The following is a 14380-nucleotide window of genomic DNA, read 5'->3' on the forward strand; positions in this document are numbered from 1 at the left end:
TAATGTCTATTGATATAGATAAATTGAAAGAAGATTTAAAGATTATATTGAAAGAAGAGAGTTCACAATTTTTTTCTGAAAAAGAAATAGACTTTTACTTAGAACAAAATAGTTACAATCTAAGAGCTACAGCATATACAATGCTACTGCTTAAAGCCGAAGATGATAGCTTAGCCTTAACAGGTCTTAATATACCATCTAATCAAAATTACTGGTTAAGGTTAGCTAAAAAGTATAAACCAAATACAAGTGGGGTGTTATAATTGCTAGCTGATAAAATAAAACCTAAAATAAGAAAAGCAATATCCAAACTTCCCACAGAAGCTATTATAAAAAGGACTAGTAAAAATGATTTTGGAGAACCAACAAATGAAGAAATTATAATATGTAAAACATTTGGATTATACCACGAAGGAAATTCAAGTATATCAAAAATTTCAAAGGACAAAGGAGAAGTAAAAAGAGATAAAGACCAGTATCTCATGTTAGCATATGATGAGGAAGAATCTAAAATAAAAGAAGGTGATTTTCTTTATATGAAAGGTTCTAAGTATGTCATAGAAGATTTAGGAAATCAATATATGCTTGATTCTCATTTAGATATGAAAATAAAGTTGGTGAAAAAAGATGTCGGGATTTAGGTTAGATTTATCAAGAATGATGAATTCATTGACGCAACAAGTTACAAAATCAAGAGCCATGCTAGGTGTTTATGCTGATACAGCTTCTAGGAAACTGGAAACAGAAGCTAAAACTAATCACCCTTGGCAAAACCGCTCACATGATGCTGAAAGTCGCTTGAAAGGAAGTTATGAATGGCAAGGTGATAATGTGAGATTAGCACTAAGTCATGGAGTTGATTATGGTGTATTTTTAGAAAAAGGTACAAATCCACATATTATAACTGCTAGAAATGGAGGTTATTTATTTTGGGATGGAGCTTCACATCCAGTAAAACAAGTTAATCACCCCGGAAGTAGACCGTATCCAATTATAATGCCAACTATAGAAGGATGTGGACCCGAAATATTAAGGGGACTAAATTGTCTCTTTGGAAGTAGGTAGCACATGTTTAAAAAAATGTATAAATATTTAAAGGAAAAAGGATTTGAAGTATATTCTATTGGCCAGCATCAAGGAATATGCAACAGTCCTTTTTTAGTGCTATATGAAAAGAATGATATGCAAACAACAGAAAGAAATATTATTAAAGAATTATTTGAGATATGGATTTATTATCCAATAGGGCAATACTCAATGATTAAAGATTATAAAGAAAAAGTAGAAGAGTCTATAAGTGAAATGAAAGGTATAAAAAGGGCTTATGAACCTTTACCAATTATGATAGATGATGAAAAACAAGCTTATTTCACAAGATTAAGTTACTATCAAAATAAAATTAGGAGGTTTTAAATATGGCAGTACAAATATTAAATCAATATCCACTGACAGATGTTGTATTAGTTCAGATTGAAACAGTTGAACAAAATCCAGTTACATATACATTTGATACATCAGATGAGATAGGAACAGAAGAAATATTAAGTGAGGGTGAAGAATTAACCCTAAAAATAAAGAAAAAAATAATTGCAAACAGAGCAGCAGAAGATACAAGCTTAGGATATGATTTAACACTAAAAGATAACGTGTTTTGTCCAGAAATACTTCAAATTATGCAAGGTGGAACAATAGAAAATGAGGAAGATGGTAGCTTTAAAAGATACTTAGCTCCGGAAGTAGGAAAGACTTTTTCTAAGAAATCCTTTAGAACTATTATATATAGTGCAGTTGTTGGACCAGGGGGAGATACTGGTCAATTTGCTAAAACTATTTTCCCAAATTGCAAAGGAAAATCTGTGCCACTTAACTTTAAAGATGGGGAATACTACTCAAATGAATATGTTATAAATAGTAGACCTAATACAGGTCAATCACCTTATGAGGTTGAAATAGTAAATGAATTACCAAGTGGATATGAAGCTACAAAGGTATTACTAAGCAGTGGCTCTGTAGCTGGTGCTATAGCTGGGAATGAAGAAATAACAGGGCTTACTATAGGAGATATATACAAAGTAACTGTTGATCCAAACGCAACAGCAACTATTAAATATACTCTAACAGATGGGACACTAACTACTGTTGAAGGAGATAAGGCAGCACTTACAGGAACAAAGATAACAGGATTAACAAATGGAACGACATATAAAGTTGAAAAAGTTGAGTCAAGTATATAGATAGGTTAAAAGCTCTAGTGAATTAGCTAGAGCTTTTATTTGAAAAGGAGATTGGGAAATGGAAGAATTAAAAGTAACAAGTTTAGAGGAACTAAAAAAGATAAAATTGACTGAGGTAATTGAGGTTGGAAGATTTTTAGATGGAACTATGTTAGTTGCAGAAGTAAAACAACCCGACTTGATGGCTCTTGCAATGGCTGGTAAGATACCAAACAGTCTAATGACAGCATCAATGAGTTTAGTTGAAGAGAAGGAAAGTAAAGATAGTACAGGTGAAAAAGTACTAAAGAAGATGAATGATGAGTCTAATTTCTCAAAAGAAATGTTTGAAATGATGGATATAGTGGCTAAAGAAGTGTTAGTTAACCCTACATATGCTCAGATTAAAAAAATAGGATTGGAACTTTCTATTGAACAAAGATTAACATTATTTAATCGTATTCAAGGAGGTACAAAGTCACTAGAAAACTTTCATCAAGAGTCCACAGATATTGAGGGTTCTAAATCAAGTGATAATGTACAACAAGATGCCTAGTGAGATATTAAGAATTAAAGATGAATATACTTCTTTTTGTTTTGATGAAGCTTGTATATTTTTAGTAGATGCTATTAAAAATGATAAAAAGCTTAAATTTGAAGATGATAAAAATAAAGTTGTAGAGAAAAAAGATAGAAAAACTTTTGTTCAAATGGCATTAGAGAAAAAGAAAAAAAGTTAATAGGTAAAATCTTCTAAATCAATAGACTAAATTATCTGTTTAATATAAAATTATATTTGAATAAATAATTTAATGAGGGAGATTATATTATGAAATTAACTAGAAAAATATTATCTTTGACTATGGTAGTCTGTTTTTCTGTAATGATGTTTGTGACAGGATGTACTAGTGCACCAGCATCTAAAATGGAGGAAGTTGGTCAAGAAATACCAAAGGAAGAAGAGGAAGAAGTATCAACAGAAGATAAGGTTGACCTAAATAAATTTAATCCAGATGAACTTCTAGATTATCAGATGAATGAGTTTAAAAAGAGTTGGAAGACGCTACAGGGAATAGAGAAAAGTGCAAAAGAAGGAGAAATAACTAGTGATAACCTAAAAACGGGAGCTGATTTATATGAATGGCGCTTTGGAGAGTTATGTGAGGAGGGCGAAAAATATAGAAAAAGCCATGAATTAACTGATGTACAAGAAGAGGCTTTTGGTGAATTAAGAACAATAACAATATCAGCAAGTACATACTGTACTGGTTTATTAGGTGATGATGATGAGTTGTTAAATACTAGCAAAGAGTTAATGAATCAATCACTTGAAAGATACAATAATTTATACAATTCAAAGTAATAGTATAAATTTAAGCACTTACAAACATGTAGGTGCTTTTGTTTTGCAATAAAATGGAGGTGATTGAATTAATAAAGACATAGAACTTACAGAAAAGGAGTTATATTGTATATCCAAGTACATGTATTTAGAAATGAAAATGAAGTGATAAAACAAAGAAGATAATCCATGCTGTAGATGTAATCATAAATTTAAGTGTAATGAGAATAGTGTATGTGTTTATTATTGTTCATTATTTCAGAAATTATCTAAAATAACAAGTCTTAAAATGGGTTTTGAAGTCAAACTATAATGTAAAAATTTTACATATATAGTATAATATCCTTATAAAATATAATTTAGGGGGATATTATGTTTGAAAAATTTAAGGCATTAAAAAGTTGGCAAAAGGTATTAATTGTTATAATAGGAATCTTATTATTACCATTAACATTGCTATTTTTTTCTATTCTATTTTTAGTAAAGAGTATAAGTAAAAAGGGTAATAAGTTTGTGAAAATACTAAAAGTTGTTATAAGCTTGTTTTTAATATTTGTACTCTTGATGTTCAATTGGGCGTGGTGGAGTGCTACATTCAAAGTAACAACAGAGCGTAATTTAAAGAGCCAGCAAGAAGTTGAAAGAAAAGAAAAAGAAGAGCAGGAGATAAAAGATAAGGAAGCTAAAGAAAAACAAGAAAAAGAGTTAAAAGATAAATTAGAAGCAAAAAAGAAAAAAGAGTTAGAAGAGCAGAAAAAACAAGAAGCAAATAAAAAAGCACAAGAAGAAGAACAGAAAAATGAAGTAGAAAAAAGTTTATCTAAGGAAGAAGTAAAAGAAAAAGTAGAATCTGTTATATCTGATAGTTTTAAAAACAATACAAGTTACTATGTTGATATGCTTACTCCAACTAAAGGAGATGGGTATATAGTTAGCATTCAAATAGAAGATTCTAAATTTAATAATGAAAGTGAATGCAGAAACTTTACTAAAGAATTAGTCAACAATATAAAAGATATGAATGATATCTATTCAGTAAGAATAAACTTTGTTGTTGATGGTATACTTACTTATGTAGTATGGTTAGAAGACTGGAATAATATAAAAAATGATGTAAATTTAATTGATGATATAGAATTTGAAGCTAGAAGTTAGTTCTAGGATTAGATTAGCTATACATAAGGCACTTACTTAAATAGTAGGTGTTTTTGTTTTGCTTAAATTTAATCAGTTGTGTGAAATTATATGGAATAATATTGCAAATAATTAATGAAAAAATTATTAATATATTATATAATTGAACTAGAAAATACATTTAGTGAAGGAGAATGTTATGGCGTTATTTGGGGATAAAGTTGATAAAGAAGATAAAAAGAAATTAAAAGAGCAAGAAGAAATACAAAAATTTATGAATAAGTATCAATTACAAGATTTAAATGAAAAAGATTTAACTATTTTAAGAAGAATAACAGATGATTTATTTGCAACTGGACTCATAAAAACAGGATTAGCATTGAGTTTTACAAAAATAGAAGAACAAACAAAAATAAATTATCTTAGTGCTTTAGTTGAGCAAAACTGGATGATAATTAGACAATTATCTCAATTGAATAGCAATATAGAAAAACTTGTAGAAGATAAAAAATAATAGACTGAAAATAATAATACACAACACTTACTTAAATAGTAGGTGTTTTTTTATGTGAAATTTCAAGGAAAGGAGGAAATAATATGTCTCTAGAATTAGGAACAGCAGTAGGTTATCTAGATTTAGATGGAGGGAAGTTTTTTAAAGCTCTTGCAGATGCAGCTAAACAACTTAGTCAATTTAATTCAAGTACCAAAACCACAGGTAGTGCTATGACAGCAATGGGAAAACAAATTTCTGATACAGCAAATTCTTTGACACAAATAGGTAGGCAATCAGCATTAGCAGCATCAGAATTAAATAAAATAGCATCAACTGCAAGTGGTCCATTTTCATCTTTGAAAAATTCTATAAAGGAAACTGAAAATGAACTAAGAACAGCAAGAAGTACAATAGACACTTATGGACAAGGAATATCAAGGCTTACATCCGAAATAGATAAGTCGAAGCAAAAGTATACAGAAATAGGAAACAAAATAGAAAGATATGAACAACAATTAGAACGTTGTAATAGTATGTATGGAGAAAGTTCAGAACAGTCACAAAGATATAGAGAAGCTATTGAAAGACTTAAAAATTCTCAGACTCAATTAGGTAATGAAATCGAAAATGGAGAAGATTCTTTAACTGATATGAGAACAGCTATGAATAATGCTGAGGCAGAAGCTAATAGACTTAGTGATTCATTAAGAAGCATGCCATTTGATGCTATTGGTGGCAAAATGAGAGATATTGGTCAAACACTAACTTCTACAGTTACAACTGGACTAATTGCAATGGGAACAGCAGCAGTAACAGCAGCTACAAACACAGAACAAGCAATGTCAGTTGTTAACTCTATACTACAACTAAATACAGAAAAAGTTAAGGGTGGAAAAAGTGAGTGGGATGCCTATTCAAGTACTCTGAAAGCTGGTGCTAATGAAATAGGAATGGCTTATGATGAATATGCTAATGCTGCATATAATGCTATATCTGCAAGTGTAAAACAAGCAGATGTAACAGAATTTTTATCACAAGCAGATAAACTAGCAACAGCAGGTTTAACAGATTTAGCAAAAGCTACAGATGTGTTGACAACAATTCAAAATGCCTATGGTATGTCACAAAAAGATATGGCTCATGTAAGTGATGTTCTTATACAGACCCAAAATAAAGGCAAAATTACGGTGGATGAGTTAGCAAGTTCTATGGGTAAAATAATTCCAACTGCAAAAAGTTTGAATGTCAGTATAGAGCAACTTGGAGCTGGATATGCTATATTAACTGCAAAAGGAATTGCTGGCGCAGAAGCAACAACTTACATGAATGCAATGTTCAATGAGCTTGGGAAAAGTGGGAGTAAAGCAGATAAAATACTTAAAAAATTAACAGATAAAGGATTTGCTGATTTGCAAAAAGAAGGAAAATCAACAGCAGATGTATTATTAATATTAAATGATTATGCAAAGAAAAATAGCTTATCTCTATCAGACCTATTTGGTTCAGCAGAAGGTGCAAAGGCAGCTAATGTTCTGTTAGGTGATGCAGTTAATGAGACAACTGGGAAACTAATTGAAGGTACAAAGAGTGCTGATTCATTTAATCAAATGCTTAATGATATGAAAAATTCTACTGGACTTTGTGATAAAGCGTTTGAGCAACTGGATAATACTACAAAGACTAAACTTGAAGATGCACTGAATTCAGCAAAGAATATGCTATCTGATTTGGGAGAGGCTATGAAACCAGTTATATCAAAAGTGGCAGAAGCAATAACTTTATTTATGAACTGGGCAAGTAGTATGATACAAGCCAATCCAGAAATAGCGAGAATTGTTGTATCTATAGGAGCGGTAGTCGCAGCAATAGGCCCCTTATTGGTTGTTTTAAGTGCTTTAATCATAAATATACCAAAAATAATTGCTTTGTTTGGATTAGCAAAGGGTGCGATTGTAAGTTTTGGAGCCACAATTTTAGCAAGTCCTGTAGGCATAGCAGTTCTTGTAGGAGCAATAGCAGGTCTTATAACTATGATAGGCGATAATGTAAACGCATTAGACTTTTTACAAGATAAATTTGGAGTTTTTGGAACTGTGCTAGGCACAGTATGTGAATTTATAGCCGGAGTAACTCAAATGACATTTGGTAACCTATTAATTCTACTAAAAGGAGTAGGAGAAATTATAGTAGCTCTCTTAAGTGGGAAGGTTTGGGAAATTGATGATATTTGGGGGAAAACTTGGGCTAATATAGAAAATAATACAGCAAAAGCCATGTCTAACATAGGAGCTGAAACTTCGAGTGCTTTAGAAAAAATAAAAAATTCAACTGCAAGTCAATTAAGTTCAGTTACATCAACATTTGACTTAATAATGAAGGAATGGCCTAAACTTACAAGAGACAACGTAGGTCAAGTTGCAAGTACATTTGCTGAAAATTTACAGGGGCTTGATAATCAGTCAATTGCTATCCTTAGAGGTACATCAGATAGTATGGCAGTGTTATTTGAAGGGATATACCAAGGTATGGATTCTACAGCAGCTACAGAAAAATTTTCAGCAAATTTAGAAAGCATGGTTATAAGTGGTAAATACAGTACAGAAACACTACAACAAGATATAGATAAGGCTATGAGGTTGATAAATGAAAATGTAAAAGATAGTAGCAATGTTTTAAAACAAAATGCAACAGATGTATTTAATCAATTCAAAACAATAGGTCAAGCTGGATTTGAAGGAATGGCAGAAAATGTTGCTGGAGTCATGCAAGGTATGGATGAACAGACTATATCAGCTCTTGCGTCTATGGGTGGTACTTGGAGTGATATATTAAAAGGAGTTGCGACAGATGGCTCTATGAGTGCAGAACAAATGAAAAATGCAATTATATCCAACTTCAATTCAATGGGTATTGATGGAGCTACTTTAATAGATAATTTGAGAAAAGAATCTAGTACATATTGGAAGGCAATGGAAGAAGAAGCAAATAAAGCTGGTTCAGAAGTTGCTAAATCTTTTGACCAAGTACCTAAAGAAGTTGTTACAACGCTGAAAAATAATGGCACTGAAAGCGAAGAAGAAATATTAAAATTATATAATCTATATCAACAGTTGCCACCAGAAGTACAAACTTATATAAAAACTAATAATATGGAAGCTCTAACTGGTGCTCAAAATGTAAATGATATTTTAGCTAAAATACCACCAGAAATTATAACTAATATTTTAAGTAATGTACAGGGGAAAGAAGATGTTGAATCAACTCAAATGTTGCTCAATGCACTTCCAAAAGAAGAACGAATAAAAATTGAAGCTAGTGTAAGTGGTAAGGAAAATGTAACAAGTGTTAAACAAGAAATAGAAGCATTGCCTAAAAATGCTAACGTGAACACAAATGTAAATACAGGAGATAGTAAAGAAAAACTAGAGGAAGTGTCTAATAAAACAAAAGAGTTGAACAATGTTACTGGGACTTTGAAAGTTGATGCTAATGTAAGTTCTGCAACTTCAAAGGTAAGTGGATTAAAGACTTCTGTCACTAAAGACTTAAATACAACACAAGCTAATGCAAATAAATCAACTGCTACAATGGCTTCTAATGCAACTAATAATTTTAGCAAAATGGCAAGTGGAGCTAAAAGTGGTACAAGTAAAGTTGCAACAACTACAGATGCAGATTTTAAAAAAGCTAATCAATCTATACAACAATCAAGTACAGCAATGTATAATGGTGCTAAACAATCATTTACAAAACTTGCACAAGTAGCTAAACAGGCTGGTTCTGACGCATATAATGGTGTAAATACATCATTCTCTAGATTAGCACAAGTGGTTGCTACTTCTATGAGTAATGCTGTAACAGCTGCAAATAATTCTAAAAGTAAATTTAAAAGTGCTGGTTCTGGAGCTGGTCAAGCATGGATAGATGGATTTAATAGTAAAAAAAGTGCAATGAGAAGTGCAGTTTCTTCGGTGCCAAAGCCAGCGTCTTTTTCATTTAGAAGTGATGAGTTTATTGAATCTAATATTAAAATGAAAGATTCTCTTGCAGCTGGTATAAATAAAATGTCAACATTTAATAATACAAGCATGAGAGGTAGTATTTTTGATGAAATTATGAGTACTATGAATAGCACAGCCAAGGGATTTGAAGGCTCTGTTTCACAATTTAAAAAAGCAGGAGAAAACTCAGCAAAAGCATATTTAGATGGATTATCAAATATAGAAGAAGGCTTAACAAATACACTTAGAACAGTTCAAGCAATAATAGGTAATGGAAACATAAAAGAAGCTCAAGAAATTAAAAAGTTTAATAAGGAAGTTCAAAAGCTACAAGAAGAAAAAGCTGAAGAAATAGCAGAATTAGATAAAGAACATAAGAAGAAACAAAAAGAAAGAAATGAAAAAGAAAATGAAGAAATAAAGGAAGCAGAAGCAAAGAAATATAAAAATAAAAAAGAAAAATTAGTAGCATTAAAGAAGATTAAAGATAAATATAATAAGGAGTCTGTAAAAGACCAAGAAGAATATAGAGAAAAACTTGAAAAAATAAATAAAAAGTATGATAAAAAAGAAAAAGAAGATACTGAAAAGCATCAAGAAGAACTACAAAAACTCAGAGAAGAGAAAATAAAAGCTGAAAGAGATTTCAATAAAAAATATAATGATATTAAAGAAGATTATGCTGAAAAAGTAGCAAACTTAGATAAGAAATATATTGAGGACCAAAAGAAACTAAATGAAGAATATCAAAAGATATATGACTCAAGAGTAAAATCTTTAATGGATTATACAGACTTATTTTCTTCTGTAACATTTGAAGAAATTGACAATGATGAGTTAATGGAAAACCTAGAAGAGCAAGTTGATGTACTTAGAAAATGGGACACTGATATGGCAGATTTATCTACAAAAGTAGGTAAAGATTTGTATGAGGAACTATTAGCTAAAGGACCACAAGCTCATAATGAAATAGAAGCCATTAATAAGATGTCAAAAGAGCAACTAGAAGAATACGAAAGATTATACAAAGAAAAGAAGAAAATAGCTGAAAGAAGAGCCAAAGAAGATACAGAAGATGAAAAATATAGAATAGAAAAAGAAATTGAAGAATTGAAAAAAACTTATGATGCAGAATATAGAAAACTAGGTCAAGAAATGCAAAAAAGTATAGAGGAACAAATTGAAAGTTTTAAGGATAAATTTGGAGTAGTACCAGCTATGTTTATGGAAACTGGTAAAGATTCTATGCAGGGCATGATAGATGGTATTAAATCTATGCAAGGAGCATTGGGTAAGGTTTTAAGTGATATAGTTAATTCTATAAATAAACAGCTTTCTGGCATAGGTTTTAAGGATATAAAGATACCTGCAAGTGGGAGGAAAGAAATATCAAGACTTAGAAATGGAGTTGATGAACTAAGAAGCATGGCTTATTCCGATACTTTAGCAAGAAATATCTCATCAAGAAATATGTTAGGAAATACAAATATAAATATAGATAACAGTAGAGGAATTGAGAAAAAGCAAAATGAAGATGATAATAAGAAAGTATACGTAACATTACATGTAGAGAACTTTATAAATAATAGAAAAGAAGATTTAGAGCAATTAGGCGCGGAAATAATGTTTATTACAAATAGAAAAATAAAATTTTAAGGAGGTGATGCAATGGCTTTGCAATATTGTGTAAGTGAAAATGAATTAATATCGTTTCAATATGGAGAAATAAATAGTAGAGATTTCGGTATTGTAATAACCGATATTAATGACCTTGCATCACCAGAACGTAGATTTGAAAGAATAGAAATACCTGGTCGAAATGGAAGCCTAATTATGGATGAAGGATGTTACAGTAATTTTAATCTTGAGATAGAGTGTTATATAGATATAAATGGTAAAGACATTAACATACTAGCATCTGAAATAAAGATGTGGTTACAAACAGATTTTTCATATAAAAATCTTATTATAAGTAGTGACCCAAACTATTATAGAGAAGCAGTTTGTATTAATAAACTTGATTTAGAAGAAGTTATAAAGGATTTAGGATATTTTAAGATTACATTTGAATGTAAACCACTCAAAAAACAGCTAATTAGTAATTTAATTACAATAAATGAATCAAATTCTAAGTTAATAAATATTGGAATGGCTTCGTATCCTCTTATAAAAGTATTTGGAAATGGAGATATAACATTAGAAATAAATAATGAGGTGATAGAACTTACAGAAGTTCAAGGGCATATATATATTGATTGTGAACTCATGAATGCATATAAAATAGATATTCATACAAATGATGTAGTTAATGAAAATAGTAGGATGTTTGGGGATTTTCCAACATTTAAACATGGTGAAAATATAATAACATACACTGGAGATGTAGAAAAAATAGAGATAGAACCTAGATGGGTGGTGTTATAGATTGCTTAGGTTATATAAAGCAAATGAAACAAATTTTAAAAATAATGGATTAGGAATATTAAAAGATGCAGTTGAAGCAAAGGTTACAGAAGAATTAAATGGGTTGTTTGAGTTAGAGTTTACATATTATGTGAGCTCTTTTTTATTTGATGAAATTGATTATAATAAAATAGTTATGGCTGATGCTTCTCCAAAACTTAAAAATCAGTTATTTAGGATTTATTATATTTCTAAAGAACTTGATGGAAAAATATTAGTTAAAGCAGAACATATTAGTTATGACTTGTTAAATAATTTTATAGAAAACTTAGAACTTAAAAACGTTACTTGTGAAGAAGTTCTTAATCAAATATTTAGGTCATGCACTGAGGAAAATAGATTTGTAGGATATTCAGATATAACTGTAAATAAAGATTTTTCAATATCATGTGTAAGTCCACATAATGCTATATCTGATATTAAAGAGTTATTTAACAACAAATCTAAATTAAAAAGAGATAATTTTAATATAAGTTTATTAAATAATATTGGAGAAAGTAATAATGTATTACTAGCATATAGGAAGAACATAACAGGTCTTACAGCAACTTATGATACACAGGAAGTCATAACTAAGATATATCCATATGCAACTAAAAAAAGTGGTAAAAATAAAAAAATTACACTACCAGAAAAATATATAGAAAGCAAGTATATAAATAATTATCCAACTCAAAGAATTGTTGCAATTGATTTTTCAGATGATGATGTGAAGAATGAAGAAAGCTTAAGGAATAAATGTAAAGATTATTTTACTGAAAATAATGTTGATTTACCTAAAGTTACTTACAAAGTTGAATTTGTAGATTTATCAACTACAGAAGATTATAAAAACTATAAGATGCTTGAGACTGTCAGTATGGATGATGAAATAATAGTTAGAGATTATAACTTAGGTATAAATGCTACTGCAAGGGTAGTAAAAACTGAATATAATCCAGTATTAAAGAAATACAATTCGGTTGAAATTGGTGACTTAGTAAATCATTTTAAAGATGAAAGAATAGATGATTTAGAAGAAAAAATAGATAAGGTTCAAAATAATGTAGATAATATTGTAATTGAAAGTGATAACTTTCCAGATACACTTCCTGAGCCATCAAATGTAACAGCACTAGGGTTATGGAGTATGATTCAGTTAGATTGGACTTTTGACAATAAACTATATTATAACTATGAAGTATATGCATCCCAAATAAAAGGATTTGAACCAGATACAATAGGATATACAAATAGGATATATGTGGGTCAAGCAAGTTCATTACTACATGAAGTTAAACCTATGCAAACTTGGTATTACAGAGTCAGAGCTGGAAATACACATGATAACTATAATGAATTTTCAAATGAAGTTAGTGCAACAACTAGAAAGTTAAGTGATGCAGCTGAATATTTTGAAGAAGCAGCTATAGGTCATGCAGTAATAAGAGATTTAGATGCTGATAAGATAAATGTAGGAAAAGTAAAAGGACAATATATTGAAGCAAAGAATTTAGTTGTAGTTGATGGAAATAGCCAAACAACTCTAAATATAGACAGTTTTGGGAATGTCCATATAGGAGTAACTACATTTACATTAAAAGGGAAGTCACTAGAGTCTATTATTGGTGGAGAAATAGATAATATAACTCAACTTGAGATATTTAATAAATTAACTAATAATGGTCTTGCTAAGGGACTATATATGGTTGGGAATGAGTTATATCTAAATGCTAGTTATATAAAAACTGGTACTTTAGAAGGCCAATTTATAAATGGTAGAAATTTAACTGTGAGAGATAATGATGGATATACAACGCTACAAGTAGATAGTAATGGAAAAGTCAATATAAGAGCTAATGAGTTATCTATAGGTGATAAAAACAACTATGAAAGTGTTTTGACTAGCGACCAAAAAGCAGTATTTGATGCATTAACAGGGAATCGAAATTGTGGAATATATTTAAGTGGAAGTAGATTATATATAAATGCTGATTATATAGATACAGGTACTATTTTATGTGACAGAATAGGTGCTAGTTCATCAAATCCATTTATATTGCTATTTGAGGGGAATGGTGCAAAATGTGCCTTAGATGCTACAGCACAGTATGGAGTAGGAATAGGAAAAGCAATGCGTATGAAATATAATGATTATTCATATGTATATGTTTCTAATGATGTGATTAGTGGTTATCTTGATGGTGAGGAAGTATTTGAATTTGGTTATCAAGATGAAAAAAGTTACATTAATACAGGTTTAAATACACAACATATAAATCCTCAAACAGATAGTTGGTATAATTGTGGTTCAAATAGGAAAGCTTGGGATTATTTAGTATGTAATAATTTAAATCAACTATCAAGAACAGCAACTACATCTACTCGAATGATGAATAGTACATTTAATGAAGAGATTTCAAATAACTGTATAGATTTTGTTAAAAGTAGCTCAGTACAATCTGATGTATTTACACCATATAATTTAAAATCTATGAGCAATAACAATATTGAACATAGGTTACAGCTTGATATACACTCCTCTTTAGATAATCCTATTTCTAAATACATTTTTAAAGATGTGTCAGATGAGGCTGGTGAAGGCGTTTATGCACAAGATATAACATCTCACTTAGCAGTATTACAGTTATCTTTACAAAAAACTATATTAAATTTTGAAAATTATAAAGATATAACAAGTAAAAAAATAGAAGAACTTACAAAACGAATAGAAGTATTAGAAAGCAGGTGA

General features: G+C 30.0%; 13 protein-coding genes. All 13 read left to right on the forward strand.

Going from position 1 to position 14380, the window contains the following annotated elements:
* The first annotated feature begins 2 nt into the window (after positions 1–2).
* A complete protein-coding gene (locus IC218_RS04655; RefSeq protein ID WP_227823909.1) occupies positions 3–263 on the forward strand; it encodes a hypothetical protein in 261 nt (86 codons plus the stop codon).
* The gene (locus IC218_RS04660) at positions 264–641 is read left to right on the forward strand and encodes a hypothetical protein (protein WP_227823910.1); all 378 of its coding nucleotides are present in this window, start codon (positions 264–266) and stop codon (positions 639–641) included. It abuts the gene before it with no gap.
* Positions 628–1065, forward strand: a complete 438-nt coding sequence (locus IC218_RS04665) for a hypothetical protein (protein WP_227823911.1) — start codon at positions 628–630, stop codon at positions 1063–1065. The genes IC218_RS04660 and IC218_RS04665 overlap by 14 nt, the downstream gene beginning before the upstream one ends.
* A 3-nt stretch (positions 1066–1068) precedes the next feature.
* Positions 1069–1413, forward strand: coding sequence for a hypothetical protein (locus IC218_RS04670; RefSeq protein ID WP_227823912.1), 345 nt, complete (start codon positions 1069–1071; stop codon positions 1411–1413).
* Between the two features lie 2 nt (positions 1414–1415).
* A complete protein-coding gene (locus IC218_RS04675; RefSeq protein WP_227823913.1) occupies positions 1416–2234 on the forward strand; it encodes a hypothetical protein in 819 nt (272 codons plus the stop codon).
* A gap of 58 nt (positions 2235–2292) precedes the next feature.
* Positions 2293–2769: a hypothetical protein gene (locus IC218_RS04680; RefSeq protein ID WP_227823914.1), complete on the forward strand. Its 477-nt coding sequence runs from the start codon at positions 2293–2295 to the stop codon at positions 2767–2769.
* Complete coding sequence (locus IC218_RS04685; RefSeq protein ID WP_413927318.1) at positions 2744–2953, forward strand: hypothetical protein; 210 nt, start codon at positions 2744–2746, stop codon at positions 2951–2953. The genes IC218_RS04680 and IC218_RS04685 overlap by 26 nt, the downstream gene beginning before the upstream one ends.
* Positions 2954–3042: 89 nt before the next feature.
* Positions 3043–3576, forward strand: coding sequence for a hypothetical protein (locus IC218_RS04690; RefSeq protein WP_227823915.1), 534 nt, complete (start codon positions 3043–3045; stop codon positions 3574–3576).
* A gap of 351 nt (positions 3577–3927) precedes the next feature.
* Entirely contained in the window at positions 3928–4710 is a 783-nt protein-coding gene (locus IC218_RS04695) for a hypothetical protein (protein ID WP_227823916.1), read from the forward strand.
* A 178-nt stretch (positions 4711–4888) separates the two neighbouring features.
* On the forward strand, positions 4889–5203 hold the full coding sequence (locus IC218_RS04700) for a hypothetical protein (RefSeq protein ID WP_227823917.1): 315 nt from the start codon (positions 4889–4891) through the stop codon (positions 5201–5203).
* 83 nt (positions 5204–5286) lie between these two features.
* On the forward strand, positions 5287–10842 hold the full coding sequence (locus IC218_RS04705) for a phage tail tape measure protein (RefSeq protein WP_227823918.1): 5556 nt from the start codon (positions 5287–5289) through the stop codon (positions 10840–10842).
* Between the two features lie 12 nt (positions 10843–10854).
* The gene (locus tag IC218_RS04710) at positions 10855–11610 is read left to right on the forward strand and encodes a distal tail protein Dit (RefSeq protein ID WP_227823919.1); all 756 of its coding nucleotides are present in this window, start codon (positions 10855–10857) and stop codon (positions 11608–11610) included.
* Position 11611: 1 nt separating this feature from the next.
* Positions 11612–14380: a phage tail spike protein gene (locus IC218_RS04715; RefSeq protein ID WP_227823920.1), complete on the forward strand. Its 2769-nt coding sequence runs from the start codon at positions 11612–11614 to the stop codon at positions 14378–14380.

The organism is Clostridioides sp. ES-S-0005-03, from assembly GCF_020658455.1.
Taxonomy (GTDB): Bacteria; Bacillota; Clostridia; order Peptostreptococcales; family Peptostreptococcaceae; genus Clostridioides.